The 19,036-nt window shown below is 68.8% G+C and carries 13 protein-coding genes; all 13 read left to right on the top strand.

The genetic code is table 11. The features are described from left to right. Nucleotides 1-189 precede the first annotated feature (189 nt). The 13 genes from B1C78_RS15190 (at nucleotide 190) to B1C78_RS15130 (ending at nucleotide 19,009) form a co-directional block, all read left to right on the top strand. On the top strand, nucleotides 190-828 hold the full coding sequence (locus B1C78_RS15190) for a phosphoribosylanthranilate isomerase (protein ID WP_077280016.1): 639 nt from the start codon (nucleotides 190-192) through the stop codon (nucleotides 826-828). Beyond that, nucleotides 821-2,041: a tryptophan synthase subunit beta gene (gene trpB, locus B1C78_RS15185; protein ID WP_139349973.1), complete on the top strand. Its 1,221-nt coding sequence runs from the start codon at nucleotides 821-823 to the stop codon at nucleotides 2,039-2,041. The genes B1C78_RS15190 and trpB overlap by 8 nt, the downstream gene beginning before the upstream one ends. Then, a complete protein-coding gene (gene trpA / locus B1C78_RS15180; protein ID WP_077280014.1) occupies nucleotides 2,038-2,838 on the top strand; it encodes a tryptophan synthase subunit alpha in 801 nt (266 codons plus the stop codon). Before trpB ends, trpA begins: the two co-directional genes overlap by 4 nt. 130 nt (nucleotides 2,839-2,968) lie before the next feature. Further along, nucleotides 2,969-3,835 carry an acetyl-CoA carboxylase, carboxyltransferase subunit beta gene (gene accD, locus B1C78_RS15175; RefSeq protein WP_077280013.1) on the top strand — a complete coding sequence of 289 codons (867 nt, stop codon included), beginning with the start codon at nucleotides 2,969-2,971 and terminating at the stop codon, nucleotides 3,833-3,835. Between the two features lie 32 nt (nucleotides 3,836-3,867). After that, on the top strand, nucleotides 3,868-5,223 hold the full coding sequence (gene folC, locus B1C78_RS15170; RefSeq protein ID WP_077280012.1) for a bifunctional tetrahydrofolate synthase/dihydrofolate synthase: 1,356 nt from the start codon (nucleotides 3,868-3,870) through the stop codon (nucleotides 5,221-5,223). 290 nt (nucleotides 5,224-5,513) lie between these two features. After that, entirely contained in the window at nucleotides 5,514-6,509 is a 996-nt protein-coding gene (locus B1C78_RS15165) for a WG repeat-containing protein (RefSeq protein WP_175628331.1), read from the top strand. Between the two features lie 39 nt (nucleotides 6,510-6,548). Further along, nucleotides 6,549-7,049: a hypothetical protein gene (locus tag B1C78_RS15160; protein ID WP_077280010.1), complete on the top strand. Its 501-nt coding sequence runs from the start codon at nucleotides 6,549-6,551 to the stop codon at nucleotides 7,047-7,049. 12 nt (nucleotides 7,050-7,061) lie between these two features. After that, nucleotides 7,062-8,045 carry a hypothetical protein gene (locus B1C78_RS15155; RefSeq protein ID WP_077280009.1) on the top strand — a complete coding sequence of 328 codons (984 nt, stop codon included), beginning with the start codon at nucleotides 7,062-7,064 and terminating at the stop codon, nucleotides 8,043-8,045. 49 nt (nucleotides 8,046-8,094) lie between these two features. Beyond that, the gene (locus B1C78_RS15150) at nucleotides 8,095-8,637 is read left to right on the top strand and encodes a hypothetical protein (protein ID WP_139349972.1); all 543 of its coding nucleotides are present in this window, start codon (nucleotides 8,095-8,097) and stop codon (nucleotides 8,635-8,637) included. A gap of 68 nt (nucleotides 8,638-8,705) precedes the next feature. Then, complete coding sequence (locus B1C78_RS15145; RefSeq protein WP_077280007.1) at nucleotides 8,706-14,156, top strand: VWA domain-containing protein; 5,451 nt, start codon at nucleotides 8,706-8,708, stop codon at nucleotides 14,154-14,156. 13 nt (nucleotides 14,157-14,169) lie between these two features. Continuing rightward, on the top strand, nucleotides 14,170-16,635 hold the full coding sequence (locus B1C78_RS15140) for a hypothetical protein (protein WP_139349971.1): 2,466 nt from the start codon (nucleotides 14,170-14,172) through the stop codon (nucleotides 16,633-16,635). Beyond that, nucleotides 16,635-18,134 carry a hypothetical protein gene (locus B1C78_RS15135; protein ID WP_139349970.1) on the top strand — a complete coding sequence of 500 codons (1,500 nt, stop codon included), beginning with the start codon at nucleotides 16,635-16,637 and terminating at the stop codon, nucleotides 18,132-18,134. Before B1C78_RS15140 ends, B1C78_RS15135 begins: the two co-directional genes overlap by 1 nt. 68 nt (nucleotides 18,135-18,202) lie before the next feature. Continuing rightward, nucleotides 18,203-19,009 carry a hypothetical protein gene (locus B1C78_RS15130; protein WP_139349969.1) on the top strand — a complete coding sequence of 269 codons (807 nt, stop codon included), beginning with the start codon at nucleotides 18,203-18,205 and terminating at the stop codon, nucleotides 19,007-19,009. Nucleotides 19,010-19,036 lie beyond the last annotated feature (27 nt).

Raw genomic sequence — 19,036 nt, 5'->3', positions numbered from 1 at the left:
GAAAAGTAACTCGAGCCGGCGATAGCCGGATCGAAACGTCTTTGACTGAGGCAATGGACGTCAGAGCACCCGCACCGAGTGATGGTCGGGCCTATATCGGAAAACCCATGCCCCCAGCCCCCACACTTAGTACAACCCCCTGATTTCTGGTAGTGTACCTCTTCTCCGTGAACTCCCTGGCGAACACCCATGGCACCCCCCCGCACCCGGGTCAAGATCTGCGGCGTCACCCGTGTGGAGGATGCCCTGGCGGCCGCCGAGGCCGGGGCGGACGCGGTGGGGTTCGTGTTCTACGCCAAGAGCCCGCGGGCGGTGTCGCCGGAGGTCGCGCGGGAGATCGCACTCGCCCTGCCGCCCTTCATGAGCCGCGTGGGGTTGTTCGTGGATGCGCCGTCGGAGACGGTGGCCGCAGTCCTGCAACAGGTGCCCCTGGACCTGCTGCAGTTCCACGGCAGCGAGTCGCCCGCTTATTGTGGCCGGTTCGGTCGTCCCTACCTCAAGGCCGTGCCCATGGCGGAGGGGACGGACCCGGTGGCCTATATGGATGCCTACCCGGAGGCGGCCGGCTTTCTCCTGGACAGCCACGGCAACGGCCGGGTCGGCGGCACGGGCGAAACTTTCGACTGGGGGCGTATTCCCCGGGATCTGCGCCATTGCCTGGTGCTGGCCGGCGGGCTCAATCCGGACAACGTGGCCGAGGCGGTGCGCCGCGTGCGCCCGTGGGCCGTGGATGTGAGTAGCGGCGTGGAGGCGCGACCGGCGATCAAGGATCCCGAGCGCATCCGCGCCTTTGTAGATGAGGTGAGACGCGTTGACTGCAATCCCTGAAGCCAAGAAGCCGCTGGACTGGAACGCCTACCCGGATGCCCATGGGCATTTCGGCCCCTACGGCGGGCAGTTTGTTTCAGAGACGCTCATGGAGCCTCTGGAGGAATTGCGCGAGGCCTATGACCGCTACCTGGGTGACCCCGAATTCCTGGCCGAACTGGACGCGGATCTGGCCGATTACGTGGGCCGCCCGAGCCCGCTCTACCACGCGGAACGCCTGAGCCGGGAGCTGGGCGGGGCGCAGGTCTACCTCAAGCGTGAGGACCTGAACCACACCGGTGCCCACAAGGTGAACAACACCATCGGTCAGGCCCTGCTGGCCAAGCGCATGGGCAAGACGCGCATCATCGCGGAGACCGGTGCCGGTCAGCACGGGGTGGCCACCGCCACCGTGGCGGCCCGACTGGGCCTGGAGTGCGTGGTCTACATGGGTGCCGAGGACATCCAGCGCCAGGCACCCAACGTGTACCGCATGCGCCTTCTGGGCGCCGATGTGGTGCCGGTGAAATCCGGTTCGCGCACCCTGAAGGATGCGCTCAACGAGGCCATGCGCGACTGGGTCACCAACGTGGACAACACCTTTTATATCATCGGCACGGTGGCCGGACCGCACCCCTATCCGGCCATGGTACGGGATTTCCAGTCGGTCATCGGCCGCGAGGCCCGCGCCCAGTGCCTGGAGCGCACGGGTCGTCTGCCCGATGCACTTGTGGCCTGCGTCGGCGGCGGATCGAACGCCATCGGCCTGTTCCATCCTTTCCTCGCAGACGAATCCGTGGCGCTCTATGGTGTGGAGGCGGCGGGCGAGGGCATCGAGACCGGCCGTCATGCCGCGCCGCTGTGTGCAGGGCGCCCCGGCGTGCTGCACGGGAACCGCACCTATCTCATGGAGGATGCGGACGGCCAGATCATCGAGACCCATTCGGTTTCCGCCGGCCTGGACTATCCTGGCGTGGGCCCGGAGCACGCCTGGCTCAAGGATTCGGGGCGGGCGCATTACGTGTCGGTCACCGATGAAGAGGCCATGGCGGCGTTCCATCACCTGACCCGAACCGAGGGCATCATTCCCGCCCTGGAGTCCAGCCATGCGGTGGCCCATGTCATGAAGCTGGCACCGCAGATGGCGCGCGACGCGATCATCATCATCAACCTGTCGGGCCGCGGCGACAAGGACATCAACACCGTTGCGCAACGGGAAGGAATCGAGCTGTGAGCCGTCTCGCCCCCCGTTTTGAGGCCCTGCGTGCGGCGGGCCGCAAGGCCCTGATTCCGTACGTGACGGCCGGAGACCCGAATCCGGACAACACCGTGCCCCTGATGCATGCCATGGTCGAGGCCGGGGTCGACATCATCGAACTGGGCGTTCCTTTCTCGGATCCCATGGCCGATGGCCCCGTGATCCAGCAGGCCTGCGAGCGGGCCCTGCGTCATCACGTCAGCCTGCGCCAGGTGATCGGCATGGTGAAGACCTTTCGCGAGAAGGACGGCGATACCCCCGTGGTGCTCATGGGCTATCTCAATCCCGTGGAGATCATGGGTTACGAGGCCTTTGCCGATGCGGCATCCTCGGCCGGGGTGGATGGGCTGCTCACCGTGGATCTGCCGCCCGAGGAGGGCCACGATCTGGTGCAGGCACTGCGTGCCCGGGACATCGACCCCATTTATCTGCTGGCGCCGACCAGTCACGAGGCACGCATCCGACGCATCTGCGCCGCCGCCTCGGGCTTCGTGTACTATGTGTCGCTCAAGGGCGTCACCGGCGCCGCGACGCTCGACGTGGACGAGGTGGGGCGCAAGGTGGCCGCCATTCGTTCGCACACCGACCTGCCCGTGGGCGTCGGCTTTGGTATCGGCGATGCGGAGTCGGCGGCGCGCGTGTCCGCCGTGGCCGACGCGGTGATCGTGGGCAGCGCCCTGGTCAGGCGAATCGCCGAACATGAGAACGACCCCGAAGCCGGGCGCCGGGCGGTGAGCGAACTGCTCGCCGGTATGCGCAAGGCCATGGGGTAGAGGGAAGGCGAATTCAAGATTCAATATTCAAGGTTCAAAGGGTGACACTGCCCGATGAAGCCCCGATGTCGGATCTGAAGCCGTCCCCTTTGAATCTTGAATCTTGAATCTTGAACTTTGAATCGCCCCTATGAGCTGGTTTGAAAAACTCGTCCCCTCGCGAATCCGCACAGACGCCACCACAAAGCGCGCGGTGCCGGAGGGCCTGTGGCTGCGCTGCGACGGCTGCGGTGCCACGCTCTATCGACCCGAGGTGGAACGGCATCTGGACGTGTGTCCGAAGTGCGCTCACCACATGCGCATGGGTGCACGGCGCCGCCTCGACACCTTCCTCGACGAGGATGAGCGCGAGGAGATCGCGGCCGACGTCGAACCGCTGGACATTCTGCGTTTTCGCGACAGCAAGAAGTACCGGGATCGCCTCTCCGCTGCCCAGAAGAGCACCGGCGAAAAGGATGCGTTGGTGGCCATCAAGGGCCGCGTCAAGGGCGTGCCCGCCGTGGCGGCGGCCTTCGACTTCTCGTTCATGGGCGGATCCATGGGTTCCGCGGTGGGTGAGCGCTTCGTGCGGGCGGTGGACACCTCGGTCCGGGAGAACACCCCGTTGGTGTGTTTCTCCGCCAGTGGCGGTGCACGCATGCAGGAGGCGCTGTTCTCGCTCATGCAAATGGCCAAGACCAGTGCGGCGCTTGGCCGGATGCGCGCCAAGGGTGTTCCCTTCGTCTCGGTGATGACCGATCCCACCATGGGCGGCGTGTCCGCCAGTCTCGCCATGCTGGGTGACATCAACGTGGCCGAGCCCAACGCCCTGATCGGCTTCGCGGGCCCCCGCGTGATCCAGCAGACCGTGCGCGAGACACTGCCCGAGGGTTTCCAGCGTGCCGAGTTCCTGGTGGAGAAGGGTGCCATTGACCTGATCATCGACCGCCGGGAGATGCGCGACCGCATTGGCTCCCTGCTGGCCATGATGATGCGCCGGCCCGCACCGGAAGCCTGATCCTTCCTGCGGGTTTGCCCCGCACTGACCCCATGCGTTTTGAGACTCTCGGCGAGTGGCTGGCCTGGCAGGAAACCCTGCACCCGAAGCCCATCGACCTGGGGCTGGAACGCGTGGCCCGGGTGGCGGCGCGGCTGGGCCGCATACCTCACCATCCTTCTACTGCGGCCGCCGATCCGCTCGCTACGAACGGTGGCGAGATATGCGGGCCAGACCTCCTGCATCCCCCCTGTCCGGTGATCACCGTGGGTGGCACCAACGGCAAGGGTTCGACGACGGCCATGCTGGAGGCCATCTATCGGGCCGCCGGCTACGACACGGGCATGTTCACCTCCCCGCACCTGCTGCGCTACAACGAACGCGTCCGCCTGAATGGCGTGCCGGTGGACGATGCACGCCTGTGCGAGGCATTCGCGCACATCGACGCCGCTCGGGGTGACGAGACCCTGAGCTACTTCGAGTTCGGGACGCTCGCCGCCCTGTGGCTGTTCCAGGACGCCCGTGTCGACGTGATGATCCTGGAGGTGGGTCTCGGCGGGCGGCTGGACGCGGTCAACATCGTTGATGCCGACGCGGCCATCATCACCTCCGTCGGGCTCGATCATCAGCAGTGGCTGGGTGCGGACCGCGAAGGCATCGGCGCGGAGAAGGCCGGCATCTTCCGTGCCGGCCGTCCGGCCATCTGCGGCGACCCGGAGCCGCCCGACAGTGTGCCGGCAACGGCGCAGCGCCTGGGCGCGCACTGGATGCCGCTCGGCACGGCCTTCGGCTGGCGGCGGCGGGGGCCGACTGCCTGGGACTGGCATTCGGCGCACGGCCCTGCCTGGACGGATCTGCCCCTGCCGGCGCTGGCCGGAGAGATCCAGTTGAACAACGCGGCCTGCGCGCTGGCCGCGGTGCATCAGCTGCTGACCGCGCTCCCCGTGGAGCGGTCCCAAGTGTGCCGCGGACTTCGGGACGTGCGCCTTCCGGCACGCTTTCAGGAGATTCGCAACGCGCCATCGGTGATCGTCGACGTGGCCCATAATCCGCTCGGAGCGAAGGCCCTTGCGGCCACGTTGGCGCAGACGCCCGTCCCCGGACAGACCTTCGCCGTCATCGCGATGATGGCCGACAAGGACATGGAAGGCGTGATCACGGCGCTGGCGCCGGAAATCGACTGCTGGTTTGCCGCCGGCCTGCCGCAGCTGCCTCGGGCTGCCGGGGCCCGTGACCTCTACGAACACATCCGGAGCCGGGTGGCCGTGCCTGTGTTCTGCCATGAGCAGGTCCGCGACGCCTACAGGGCGGCCTGCGCCCGTGCGGGTAGCGCCGACCGGATCCTGGTGTGCGGATCCTTTCATACCGCGGCCGAGGTGCTGGCCGGCATATCTCACCACCGTTCGTAACGAGGGCGTCACTGCGAGCGGATGGGCGGCCGCAGTAGAAGGGCGGCGAGGTATACGGGCTGAGCGTCAACTCGTCCGTTGAAACATGCCGCTCATCGGCGGCTTTCTCGTCCCTACCCCCGAACGGGGGTGACGATTACCCCTGTTTGGGGCGATGGCCCCTCGCCGGCCGGCGGTTAGCCTATGGCAGGAGAATAAACGCACGCGACCTGAAACCACGGTTGCGTCTCAGATCAACAGCCGCAATGGCTGGATGGGGAGATATGCGGGCAGAGAGATCATCGTGGATCATGGCTTCGTTCGCGGCCATGATGCTGACCCTCGCACCGGTGCAGGCCGAGGGATTGTTTCCGGCGCCCCAGGGCGAACAGTGGGGCTACATCGACCGTCAAGGCGAGTGGGTCGTCGAGCCGCGTTTCACCCAGGCCGAGGTCTTTTCCGAGGGTCGTGCGGCCGTCTTTGACGGTGAAAAGTGGGGCGTGATCGACGGCGAGGGCGCGTGGGTCAGGGAGCCATTCATCCGCTCGATGGGGCGGCGCACGCTGGGTGGTCAGTACAGGTTTGTCGACCCGCCGATCTCCCCGTTTCGCGAAGGTCACGCCGCGGTCTGCAGCCGCACGGAGGGCTGTTACCTGATTGACCGGGACGGCGACGAGCATCTCGTCGATGCCGGCTTCCATCATCTGCTGTCCCCCTCGGAGGGGCTGGTTGCCTATCAGCACGGACGTGGGATGCGCGAGCCCCAGGGGTTTCTCGATCTCGACGGTCAAGTGGTGATCGAGGCGCGTTTCGACGAAGTGGGACCGTTCTCCGACGGACTTGCCGTCGCCGCCGAGAGCCGCTCCGCCTGGGGATATGCGGATCGCGACGGGCAGTGGGCAATTGCCTCGGACTTTCGCGGCGCGGGGCCCTTCCGGGACGGACTCGCGCCGGTGCGTCATGGATTGCGCGAATGGTTCTACATCGATCGTGAGGGCAACGTGGTCATCGACGGGCCCTTCCGGGAGGCTCATCCGTTCTCCGACGGCGTGGCGCTGGTGGAAGACCGCGACCGCCAATACCGCTTCATCAATACGGACGGCGAGGAGGTGCTCGAAGAGTTCACACAACGCGATGATCTCTGCGGCATCCGTCCGTTTCACAACGGGCTCGCGCGCGCGCTGCTGGTGAAACCGGGGGCGCGGGGCTGCGGCACCATCACCACGGGTCACGGAAGGATGTTCGCCGAGAACGGGCGCCTCGCCTACATCAACCGCGAGGGTGAGGTGGTCTGGGCAGAGGGCTAGCCCCTAAGCGGAAGAAACATGAAGGGGAGGGAAGCGCGCATGGCAATCAGATGCATTCGGGTGCTCGCAGGCGTCGTCACGCTGATCCTGATGTCGGTGTCCGCGGTGCACGCCGACGCCATGCAGGGCACCATCGACGGAGAACAGCGCACTTGGCACATCCTTGAGCGCCAGGGACAGTCGTCGGCCAGTTTCAGCGAGATCGGACCGGACGCCGTGAGCTTCACGGTTCAGGGACATCGGGCCGAACGTTTTGAGACACAAGGAGCCCTGTCCATCAATTTCATGCTGATGAACGGGCAACCGATGGGAGGGGCCGAGGTGGCCTATTTCCCCGGGCGGCGCATGTTCCCCCATTACAACACGAACGACGCGCCCGGTCTGGAACTCGACGAGATCGTGATAGACGGTGATCGGGCGCGCGTGAGCGGACGGTTTCGGGGCGAGTTCGTTCACGTGGAATCCATGACTGCGGGAGAGGATCCGGACAACACCATCCCTGTCGATGTGCACTTCGACGTCACTGCCCTGAGGCAGTAAGGAGCGGTTCCCTTGAAGGACTTTCGCATCATCGAAATCATCGGGCTCCTGCGGCGTACCGCGCCCTTCCTGGTTTTCCGTTTTCTGATCTATATCGGTATCACCCTGGCGTACGTGATCGGCACGGGCGCGGGCGCCGGCGTGGGTTACGGCATCGGCATGATCGGCGACAATCCGGGCGGATTCAGCATCTGGGGCGGGGTCATCGGATTCGGTGTCGTGGGCGCAGTGGTATACATGCTGCGCGAGTACCTGCTCTACATGGTCAAGGCGGGGCATATTGCCGTGCTGGTGGAGCTCATGGAAGGGAAGGCTCTTCCCGAAGGACGCGGCCAGATCGATCACGCGCAGAAGGTGGTGCGAGAGCGGTTCGTGGAATCCTCCGTGCTGTTCGCGGTGGACCAGCTCATCAAGGGCATCCTGCGCATCTTCAACCGCACCTTCTTCACCATTGCCTCGCTGCTGCCGGTGCCCGGCATGAAGGGCCTGGTGCGTTTCATCAACACGGTGATCAACCTGTCGCTCACGTTTCTGGACGAGGTGATCCTGGCCTACAACATCCGCACGCGCTCAGACAACCCATGGGCGTCGAGCCGCACGGCACTGATCCTCTATGCCCAGAACTACAAGGCGTTTCTGAAAAACGCCTTCTTCCTCGCTTTCTTCATCTGGGGCATGACCTTCCTGGTGTTCCTGGTCATCCTGGCGCCGGTGGCCGGCCTCGTGGCGCTCTTCCCGGGCACCGCGGGACCCCTGACGCTCCTGATCGCCCTGGTCCTTGCCTGGGGCGTCAAGCAGGCGGTGATCGAGCCTATCGGCATGACTGCCCTGATGCAGGTCTTTTTCAAGGTGACCAATGGGCAGGAGCCCAATGCCGAGTGGGAGGCGCGCCTTGAGAAGCTCACCGGCAAGTTCGGAGAACTCAAGCAGAAGGCGCTCGCCTGGAGGGGCACGCAGGCCTCTGCGGAGCCGGCGCCCGCCGACGCCGGCGGCTAACCCGCATATCCCACGATATCCCAATATGAACCCCTTTCGGGAGAAGACCATGCATGCAATTAAATCCGTTGCCGCCGCGGCGGCGCTGGTGATGTTTCTCGTTTCTCCGGTCCACGCGCTGGACGGACCCACCGTCGACCGGTGGATGGATGCCATGAAGGAGCTGAACGAGTGGGGTGATCGTCAGCCCGAGGCCATGGACGATGATATGACCTCCATGGAAGACCCGCAGAACCTGGACATGCAGCAACTGATGGCGGACATGGCCCGGCAGCATTCCGAAGTGCAGGCGATCCTGCGGCGTCACGGGTTCGATGATACGAACCGTTGGGCGGAGATCAGCGGCCGGATCTTCAGCGCTTTTTACGCCCTGCAGATGCAGGCGCAATCGCCGGAGATGCAGCAGCAGATGGCCGAGGCCCTGCGCGAGATCGACCAGAGCCCGCATCTGGACGAGGCGCAGAAGGCCCAGATGCGCGCGGCCATGAAACAGCAGATGGCCATGATGGCTGAAGCCGTTCCGGACGTGCCGGAGGGGGATCTGCAGGCGGTGCGCTCCAGGGAGGACGCACTGCGGGCATTGTTCGAGTGACAGGCAGGCCCGATTCAACATCAACATGGAAGAGCTGATGCCCGATCCCTGCTGACCGAGGTCACGCCATGCCGCACCACACCGGGCTCCCGCTTGCCTTGCCGCGCCTGTCGGCGGTCTTCGGCCTCCTGCTGCCGGTGGGCGTTGCGCTCGCCTATCCCCAGGTGATCTTCGAGCAGGAGCCCAACGATACCCTGGAGACCGCCCAGTCGTTCCGCGGGGCGGCCCTGCTGCTGGGGGAGGTGGGTAACGGCGACCGGGACAAGTATCTGTGGGCGGTGGACGACACCGAATCGGACCATCTCTGGCGGCTGGAGCTGCAGAGCAGCACCGAGGACGATGTGACCGCGGTCCTCGGCGAGCCGGGGGACGGTGGCGGGGAGCCGGCCGGCGTGGCCGAGTTCGGTGCGGCGCCGGAGCCGGAAGCCGGCGATGAGCGAGTGGACCTGGTGGAGCTGCGGGCCACCCGCCGGGCACCGGTGGCCGCCCACGGCCCGCTCCTGGTCCCCCACGGAGAGTACCTGATCACCTTGTCCGCCGGGGGTGCCGGCGGCGAGTACCAGTTCCGCCTGGAGCCGGTGGCCGAGGTCCGGATCGCCGCCACCGCCGAGTCGGACACCCCGACCGAGGCGCTGGCGGTGGAAGCCGGACGGGACTGGTTTTTCCAGCTCAACGTGGAGGCCGCCGATCTGCCCCTGGTGCTGGAGGAGGCGGACCGGTGGCTCTGGCGGGTGAAGCTGCGGGGTGAGCTGGACGCACCGCTGACGACCGAGCTGGTGGACGCCGACGGGGAACCTCTGGGCGAGCCGGTCACCGGCGCGCCACTGGGTCATCAGTGGGCCTCCCAGATCCTGCCCGAGGGCAGCCGGATCAGGGTGCAGCGGGAGGACGGGGGGGCCATCGGGCGGGTGATGGTGCGGCTGGAGGCGGGCGCGGCCCGGCCCGAGCCGCGGCCGGAGGTGGTGGCCGGGACCTTGGCCGAGGCGCTCGAGATGGCGCCGGAACGGGACTACGAGGTGGATCTGCAGCCGGACTCACCGTTGTACTTCCGGTTCAGCCTGGATCCCGCCCAAGCGGTCGAGCAGGCGTGGACGGTGGATGTGCTCGCCGGCCAGGATTACCCGGTGGCGGTGTGCCTGGGCGAGCCGTTCACCGGGGACGAGGCCTGCCGTCAGGGCCCAGGCAAGGGGGTGTTCGACGCCTTGCAGCTGGCGGCGGACGACTACTACCTGCGGTTGACCCCGGAAGGGGAGGGCCACGAACCGCAGCCGGTGACCGTGAGGCTCCGCCCAGTGGCGCAGCCCGCTGCCGACCAGGCGGTGGAACCCAACGACATCCGGGAATGGGCTGCCCCGCTGCCCCCCGGGGAGGCGGTGGAGGGCCATCTTGCCGGCGCGCGCATGGCCTGGTTCCGCCTGCGGGTGGTGGACGGCGACCGGCTGTGGCGGATCCGGGCCCGGGGTGACGGGCTGGAGGAGCTGCGCCTCTACCACGGCGGCTCGCCGGCCATGTGGCGCGCGAGCGAGCCCAGTGCCAGCGAAGGCATGGACGGCGCCTTCGGCTTCACCCGCATGGCGCTGATGCCCGGCGAGTACTGGGTTCGCCTGGAGGGGGAGGACACCGGCTACCGGCTGGCGGCCGAGCCGTTGTCGGAACCGGAGCCAGGCTGGGAAATCGAGCCCAACGACGACTTCGAGACCGCAACGGCCCTGCGGATCGGGGAGCCGATGCGGGCCGACTTGGGCACCGGCCGGGATGAGGACCACTTCCGGTTCAGCCTGCCGGGCTGGAACCGGGTGGTGGTGACTCTGGAGCCCCCGGAGGAGGGGGCGGTGCGGGCCTCCCTGTTCTGGGGTGAGGACCGGTTGATGCGCACCGGCCGCCTCGACCGGGACGACGGGCCGCTGGTGGTCTCGCAGTACCTCCCGCCGGGGGAGTACTACCTCCGGTTGGGTGATCGCAACGCTGCTTCAACCTACCAGGTCCGGGTGGATATTACCGATCCCTGGGCCACCGACGCCGGCCACCCGGTGAGCACCGCCCTGACCCTGGCCTCGCCGGTGCCGGAGGATGGCCGGATCGTGCTGCCGGAGAGCGAGATGGGGGCCGACCACCAGTGGTTCAAGCTGCCGGTGGGCGAGGAGCCCCGGGCGGTCACCATCACGTCACTGGGGGGCAACCGCCTGTCCCGGGCCGCCTTCGAGATCGTGGATGAGGCCGGCGAGACCCTGGCCCAGGAGGAGGTGGAGCCCGACCGGGAGAACGCCTACGCCCGCCGGGTGGAGCTGCCGGGGGGCCGGCAATGGTACCTGCAGCTGACGTCGGGCCGCTTTGGCCACATCGATGTACGGCTGGACGATCCCCTGCTCCAAGCGGATTCGGCGGAGCGGGCCCGGCTTCGGGACGCCGTGGAAGTGGCGCTGTCGCCGGCCACCGAGAGCGTGGCGGCCTGGATCGGGGGCGAGCAGTACGTGGATGCCCGGCTGCGGCTGGCCAACCGGGGTAAGGAGCCCGCCGAGCTCGATCTGGAGGCCCACGCCAGCCATGCGGGCTGGGGGGTAGGTGACCTGCCGGACCGGGTGGCCCTGGCTCCCGGGGAGGAGGCCAGCCTGCCCATCACCTGGGCGCTCCCCGCCGGGCTCCCGGATGAGTCCCCGGTCTACCTGTTCGTGCGGGCCGGGGTGTCGGTGGGCACGGCCCGGGTCGCCGTGGACGGCGAGGCCCGCGCCGTGATCGATCGGCAGGTGGATCCGGAGGCCGCGCGCGCCGCCCGTGGGCTGGTGGATCTGGCCTGGGAGGGGCTCGGCGCCCGGTTCATCGATCCGGAATCCGGCGAGCCGCTGCCCTACGACTGGAACGACATCTACCTGGACCACCTGATCGACGGCATGAGCTCTGCAGGCAGCTCGGTGCATTGGGGGCACATGCGGGCCCGGGTGAAGGCGGGCGACCCCCTGCCCCCCCTGCGACTGGCCGGGGACGGGGGCCGGATCCGGATGCTGGTGGTCAATCAGCGCTCCCCGCATTCGCCGGTGGAGCGCTGGCGGGAGGTGGAGATCAGCGTGGGCGACGCACCGGATGAGCTGACGCCGCTGGTCAACCTGGAGCTGGACAGCCGGGACGGGGAACAGTTTTTCCCCCTGGCCGACCCGGTGGAGGCCCGCTACGTGGGGATCCGACCGCTGCGGTTCTGGGGCCCGGTCTCCCGCCGGGCCAGCACCGGCGTGGGCGCCATTCGGGTGCTCGGCGAGCCGGCCGGGGAGCTGGTCGGCGCCCACCCGAACCTGCTGGACGCCGCCTTGGGTGGCCACTGGATCTACAGCGAGCCGGAGGTCGGCGCCCTTCACGAGATCACCGGCAATCCGCGGGAGCGGTTCCGGCCGGGCGAGCGCTCCCAGCGCCGGGGCGTGCCGATCCGGGGACGGGACGGGATCTACCTGGTGTTCGGCTTCCTGCAGCAGCGTGCCGCCCGGGTGCAGGCCTTGAGCTGGCGGGACGACCCGGAATGGAGCGGTGTGCCGGTGGAGCGGGTGCGGGTCTACACCAGCACCGAGAGCCCGGTGGGACCGTGGGAGCGGCAGGCGGACTGGGAACTTTCCCGGGACGAGGCCGGCGAGGCCCGCCTGGCACTCGACGAGCCGGTCTGGGCCCGGTATCTGCGCCTGGAGATCGAGGAGCCGGAGCCGGCAGGGGAGGGCCGGTCCGGGGACCGCTGGCGGGTGCCCAAGGTGCTGGGGACCTACGAGGCGGTGAGCCTGGACAGCGGCCGCTCGATCCTCGGGTACTGGCGCTTGGATGGCCGGGAGGGCCCCTTCGAGGCCCACGTGGACCCGCCCGGCTGGCCGGAGGCGGTGGACGATGACGCCAGCACTCCGGAGCGTCCCTATCCCCTCACCGGTCGCCTGACCGGGCGGGTGGACCGGCCCGGAGACACCCGCAGCTACCGGGTGACCCTGGCGGACCCCGACAACACCCTGGCCCTCCGCCTGCGGGAGAGCCTCCACGGCCGGCTCAGGACCGGGCTGACCGGTCCCGACGGCGCCGCCATTCCCCTGGAGTGGCGGCGGACCGAGGCGGGCTGGCGCGAGGCGGTGGCGGTGGATGTGCCGCCGGGGGACTACCGTCTGGACATCACCGAGCCGCCCCGGGCCATCGCCTTCCTGTGGGACGCCAGCGGCAGCCTTCGCAACCACCAGCTGGCGATCCAGCAGGCCGTCAGCCGCTTTGCCGGCGGCCTACGCCCGGGTGAGGAGGTGGCCAATCTGATGGCCCTGGGCGGTCCCCTGCTCATGAGCGACTGGGCCGAGGATCCGGCCCAGCTCCGGCGGACCCTGGAGGCGTACGATGGCCGGTTCAGGAGCTCCGACTCGGAGCCGGCCCTGCAGCTCGCCACCCGCGCCCTGGAGGGCATGGACCACGACCGGATCATCTTCCTGATCACCGACGCCGAGCTCAACAGCCGGGAGATGTCCGTGTGGCGGGACCTGGCCCGGGTGCGGCCGCGGATCTTTGCGGTGGAGATCACCCACGGCCACCTCCGCGAGATCGGGGAGACCCGCTGGTACCAGAACCTGATGCGCAGCTGGGCCGGCGTGGGCGGCGGCCGGTACCGCTATGCCGTGGACCGGGAGGGGCTGATCCGGGCCCTCGAGCAGGGGATGCGGGAGGTACGCCGGCCCACCACCTACTTCCTGGAGGTGGAGACCCGCTATCAGGAACCGCCGGAGCCGGGCACCCTGCAGGTGATCAGCGGCGACGAGCCGGTGGTGGCCGCCGGCGTCGTGCACCTGATCTTCGATGCCTCCGGCTCCATGCTGCGGCGCATGGAGGGGGGGCGGCGCATCCAGGTGGCCCGGCGCATCGTGCGCCAGGTGCTGGACGACCGGATCCCGGATTCGGTGCCGGTGGCCCTGCGCGCCTTCGGCCACACCGAACCCCACAGCTGCGAAACGGAACTCCTGGTGCCGCCCTCCCCGGACAACCACGGGCGGGTGCGCGCGGCCGTCGACGGCATCCAGGCCATCAACCTGGCCCGCACGCCCCTGGCCGCCTCCCTGGAGGCGGTGCTCGATGACCTGGACGGCATTGAGGCCGAGCGCCGCCTGGTGGTCATGCTCACCGACGGCGAGGAGACCTGCGACGGCGACGTGGAACAGGCGGTGAGCGACCTGATCGAGGAGGGTGTCAACGTACGCCTGAACATCGTCGGCTTCCACATCGACGAGATCGGGCTGCAGGCGGAGTTCGAGCGTTTTGCCGAGATGGGGGGCGGCGAATACTTCGACAGTCACGACGGCGAGGGTCTGGCAGAGGGCCTCGTGCGGGCGCTGGCGGCCTCGTACCGGGTGCTGGATGCGCAGGGCGAAGTGGTGGCGCGGGGGCGGGTGGACGCCGAGCCCGTGGAGCTGGAGCCCGGGGATTACGAACTGGTGGTGGAGACCGGCGACGGTGAGCGCCGTCTGCCGGTGCGCATCTCTCCGGCGAGTGTCAACGAGATCAGTCTTTCCGATGAACCCTGAATAGGAGATGGCCGTGCACGATGGGCGAAAGGCGCCGATGAAGGCCCGGGGTCAGCGCGGGCGCCGGCTGGCGGCGATCCTCGCCGGCTGCGCGCTGGTTCTGGGCATGCCGCTGTTGGCGGGCCAGGTGTGCCCCGGAAGCCCGGGGGCGCAACCCGCCGACCCGGCCATGGCACTTCGCGCCGATCTGGTGCACCTGCACCGGACCACGCGGGAGGCGCTGGAGGCGCTGCCCTTCGAGGAATTCCAGGTGCAGGCCCGGCAGGCGGCGTTGGGGGACGATCCGCAGACACTGTTCGCCTGGGTGCGGGACGAGACCCGCTGGTTGCCCTATGCCGGCGCCCTGCGCGGGGCCCGGGGGGTGCTCATGGATCGTACCGGCTCCAGCCTCGACCGCGCCCTCGCGCTGGCGGCGCTGCTGGAGGCGGCCGGGCACACGGCGCGTCTTGCCCGCGCCCCCCTGGAGCTGGAGGACCTGGACCGGCTCGCGCAGATCTGGGCGGAGCGCTTGATTCCGGTGCCGCCGCGCCCGGCGGTCGACGCCGGGGCGCTGGATGAGGCCATCGGGGAAACGGCCGCCCGCACGGCGCTGGAGGCCGAGACCCTGCGCCGCGTCTACGGCGAGGAGTCGGATCTGGCACGGCAGGCCCGGACGCGCCTGCGGGAACAGACCCGTCTCCAGCAGGAATCGCTGGCGCGGCATCTGCAGCCGGCCGCAGCGTCCTCCGCGCCGGAGACGCCGGCGGATCACTGGTGGGTGCAACTACGCACCGCCTCGGGATGGCAGGACCTGGACCCGGCCCTGCCGGACCATCGCCCGGGACAGCGCCTGGTCCCGGGTGCGGCACAGGCCACCCACTACGCGGATGAACTGCCGGCACAGTACCGCCATCGCCTGACCATCACCGTCATCGCGCTGCAGTGGGATGGCCGCCGGTTCCGGGAGCACGTGGCCCTGGAACACACCGTGCCTGCCGCCCTGCTGGCCACGGAACAGGTCCGCATCGAGACCTTTCCCGTGAACCTGCCTTCCCTGGATGCGATGCTTGGCAACGATCCGGGTTTCGATCAGCAGACTCTCCCGGATGCCGTCCTGGAAGAGACCGAGTGGATGCCCCTGTTGCGCATCGGCGACGAGGTGATCACAGACAAGAGCGTGCTCAGCGACGGCACGGTGCAGGAGCAGATCGGACAGACGCCCCAGGGTGCGGCCCTGAGCGAGGCGACGGGACTGCTGGGCGGCATCGGCGTGCGCCGCGGCCGGGGCGCCGAGCAGGAGGAGGCGCCCCCGCCGGAACTGGCCGCGGTACTGGTGCGCCTGACGGTGGAGGCCCCGGACCGGCCCGCGGAGACCTTCGAGCGGCCGCTGGTGGACGTGGCGGGGCCGGCGGTGCGCTCAGCGGTGCCGGACGGCTTCGGGTTCACCGACGCCATGCGCCGGCAGCGCGCCGCCGGCCTGCTGGGCACCCTGGAACTGGCCGGCCAGGTGGCCTGGATCCCGTGGGGTCTGACCACCGGTCTGGGCTATGAGGCCCTGATGGAACAGCGCCTGGCCGCCCTGGGGGCCGTGCACTCGGCCTGGTCGGACAGTCTGGAGTTCATGGGGTCCGCGCTCGAGGAAAGCGGCTTGCGGCGCAGCGAACTGGACCGGCTGGCCTTCCTGCGCCGCAGTGCGAGCCCCCACGAAGCGCATATCGCGCTGACCCGCCTCAACCTGCTGGGCTTCGTGCGGCTGGTGGACCTGGATGACGACGGCGGGCCCCGTCTGCGCGAGGGCTTCGACCTGATCGACAACCGGGTTGACGTGGTCGCCGCCGAGGGGAATGCCCGGGAGATCCGGCTGGCCCAGGGGGTGCTGGACACGCTCCTGGAGGCGGAACTGAAGGCCGGCGAGCGTCCCCTGGACAACACCGCCCGGGTGTTCCTGGAGGATCTCGCCGCGGGACGCGAATGGCGCCACATCGCCGAGGTATCGGGGCTCGAGGCCCTGGACTGGCGGCCGCCCCCGGACATTGCCGCGCATCTGGAGTCGGTCCTGGCCGACGGCCGGCAGGTGGTCCTGCCGGAGCGGCTCGCGCAGGGCGCCGGGGCGGTGTGGTGGGAGCTGGACCCCGCCAGCGGCGGCATCCTGGGCATGGGGCCGGACCGCCGCGGTCAGGGCGTGGAGGCCATCCTGATCCTCATGAACTCCATCAACAACGCCGCCAGTGCCGTGGGCATGGTCCAGACCATCTGGGCCTGCATGTTCAATTCCGCAGGTCCGGCGCAGGCGCGATGCTGCATCCGCAACGCGGCGGTGATGGCCGCCGTGAGCAGCTACATGAGCAACGGGCTTTCCAGCTACGCGGAGCTTTCGGGCCTGGTGATCACCGGGGGCAATCGCCTGTTCGACATGCTCAACCGCATGGCCATCGGCCAGATGGCCGGCCAGACCACCTCCGCGTTTCTGGGTGCCACCGCACCGGAGGGAAGCTGCTGATGACAGGGATCCGAGCAGGAGGGAAGTGCCGCAAGGGGGCAGTCGGGGCGCTTGCGTGGCTGATGCTGGCCCTGGCCCACGGGGGCGCGGCGGTCCTTGCCGATGCGTCCGCCGCCCCCCCGGAGCAACTGGTCGCGGCCGACCTGGCACAGCCCGGCCGGGCGATCCCGATCCAGGCCTCTGCGTGTAATCGGGCGATCTCCCTTCATGTCAGCGGCGCCGTGCTGCACGACACCTACGGGGAACAGCCCCCGCCCCCGGGGCACCGCTGGCTGGTGCTGGATGTGCGGATGGAGAACTGGATGCCCGTGGACCTGATCCTGGCCAAGGGGTACCAGGAGGCACTGCTGATCGCCGCCGTGAAGCGCCAGCTCTATCTCCTTGTCAACGGTGAGCTGGTCTACCGAGCCGCCGCCGTGGGCGACGGCCTGCTGGAGGACGGGTTCGTCCTGCCTCGGATCGGCACCGGTCGCGAGGGCAGGGTGGTGTACCCCGTGCCGGCGCAGGGGGTGCACGCCCTGTCCCTGCGCTACTACCACGACGAGTACGCGCCCCTGATCCTGCCCCTGATGGGCGAGGAGGCGGCGGACACCGCACCGCCCGAGGCGGTGGCCGACGCGGTTCAGGTCAACAACCTCATGGAGATTGTCGTGCACGAGGCGGCATTCCACGAACGCTGGCAGGGCCGCGCGGCGCCGCCGGGCATGCAGTGGCTGGTGGCGGACATCCGCGGCCGTTCCCGCTGGACCTTCCAAGCCGATGCCGTGGCACTGGACGCCTCCGCGCCCCGCGACGCCCGGGTGGATCTGCCCAAGGTCATGGAATACATGGAGGCCGAAGGGTTGCTGCAGGTGGTGGTGGACGGCGAGCACGCCTATGTCCGCGACTTCGAACTGAGTACGATCCCGCGGGATCCGGCGTTCCTGCCGGACGCCTGGGCCGGCGGGGTGGCGGTCTTCCCCGTCCCGCAAGACGCCGGCCTGGTGGAACTGGTGCCCCATTTTCCCCTGTTCCGCGGTCAGGGCATGGAGTCGCAGACGCCCGATCCCATGCGCTTCGCGGTGCGCGAGGGTGCGCCGCCGCCGGCGGCGGGCGGCGAACCCGTGGCGAAAATCGAGGACCGGCCCACGCCCTTCACGCTCCACGCCATGACACGAGTCGAGCGCTTTGCGGAGCACGCGGCGGAGCCCGGCGAGGCGCTGCTGCTGCTGGATGCCTCCATGCGCAACATCAGTGACACGGGCGGCATGATGCAGGTCACCCACCGGGTGAGGCTGTCGTTCGGCGAAGGCGACGCGATCGAGCCCGCGGCCGTGTATCAGCGGGGGCCGCTGGAACTGGTGCAGCCCTTCTGGCTGCCGGCGGGCGGCGAGCCGCGCCGTTTCCGGCTGCTGTACCGGATCCCGGACGATTCGATGTCGCCCCTGCAGTTGCGATATGGTGGTGTCTCCGTCAACAAGCGGCTCGAGCTGCCCATGCCGGCTCCGGCGCAACCGTGAAATCTCGAAGGCGCGAGGGCAGGCCTCGCGCCGGATCCGATCAACCACACTCGATCAGGGGGAAGCTCATGAGAACAACCACCGCGACACTGGTACTGATCTGTCTCTTGGCCCTAAGTTTCGCCGGGGCCGTACAGGCCGATACGCGCCTGGTCTACGAGACGCCGGACGGCGAGCTCACGCTGGAATACCGGGATGACGACCACATGCGGTTCCGGATGCCCGACGGCGGGTTCATGCTGGTCACCGGCGGCGAGGGCTATGCGCTGAGCCGCGACGAAGGGGGCTGGACGGCGGTGTCGGCCGAGCAGATCCGAGCCATGGTCCGGACGGGGGGCGGCAGCGGGGAGCAGGTGCGCCTTACGGCCCTCGGACGCCACGAGACGGTGGCCGGAATCCGCGGCGAGCGCTATCGCGTGGAGGTGGGCGACGACTGGAGCAACGAGTGGCGCGATGACGGCGAGGTGGTGCTCAGCAGCGACGACCGGGTTCGCGTTTCAGGCCGTGCCATGCGCCGCATGGCCGAACTGTTCGGAGACATGGATGACATGGCGGCGTTCTCCGAGGCCACCGGCGTGGACGTCAACCGCGTCGGTCTCCTGGAGACGGAGGAGATGCGCCTGGTATCGGTGAACACGGACCGGCTCTCCGACCAGACCTTCCAGATGCCCCCCAACGTGCGCCATCAGGAGTTACCCGTGACAACCCAGGCGCCGGCGCAGCCCCGGGAGCAGGAACAATCCGGTTCCGGAGGCTGGCTGGGCCGGCAGGCGGAGGGCGCGCGCGACGAGGCGAAAAGGGAGACGGAGCGTGAAACCCAGCGCGAGATCCGCGACGGTGTGCGCGATGCGGTGCGGGGCGTGTTCGGCCGATGAACATGGAGGCGCCGCTCTGGAGCGAAA

The organism is Thioalkalivibrio denitrificans (assembly GCF_002000365.1).
In the GTDB taxonomy this organism is placed as follows: Bacteria; Pseudomonadota; Gammaproteobacteria; order Ectothiorhodospirales; family Ectothiorhodospiraceae; genus Thioalkalivibrio_A; species Thioalkalivibrio_A denitrificans.
This window is presented reverse-complemented; position numbering and strand designations above follow the sequence as displayed.

What these genes read in the sequence shown, in the direction of transcription:
- B1C78_RS15190 (WP_077280016.1), top strand. Translation starts at nt 190, where the DNA reads ATGGCACCCCCCCGCACCCGGGTCAAGATCTGCGGCGTCACCCGTGTG.
- B1C78_RS15135 (WP_139349970.1), top strand. Translation starts at nt 16,635, where the DNA reads ATGACAGGGATCCGAGCAGGAGGGAAGTGCCGCAAGGGGGCAGTCGGG.
- folC (WP_077280012.1), top strand. Translation starts at nt 3,868, where the DNA reads ATGCGTTTTGAGACTCTCGGCGAGTGGCTGGCCTGGCAGGAAACCCTG.
- B1C78_RS15165 (WP_175628331.1), top strand. Translation starts at nt 5,514, where the DNA reads ATGGCTTCGTTCGCGGCCATGATGCTGACCCTCGCACCGGTGCAGGCC.
- accD (WP_077280013.1), top strand. Translation starts at nt 2,969, where the DNA reads ATGAGCTGGTTTGAAAAACTCGTCCCCTCGCGAATCCGCACAGACGCC.
- B1C78_RS15150 (WP_139349972.1), top strand. Translation starts at nt 8,095, where the DNA reads ATGCATGCAATTAAATCCGTTGCCGCCGCGGCGGCGCTGGTGATGTTT.
- B1C78_RS15160 (WP_077280010.1), top strand. Translation starts at nt 6,549, where the DNA reads ATGGCAATCAGATGCATTCGGGTGCTCGCAGGCGTCGTCACGCTGATC.
- B1C78_RS15130 (WP_139349969.1), top strand. Translation starts at nt 18,203, where the DNA reads ATGAGAACAACCACCGCGACACTGGTACTGATCTGTCTCTTGGCCCTA.
- B1C78_RS15145 (WP_077280007.1), top strand. Translation starts at nt 8,706, where the DNA reads ATGCCGCACCACACCGGGCTCCCGCTTGCCTTGCCGCGCCTGTCGGCG.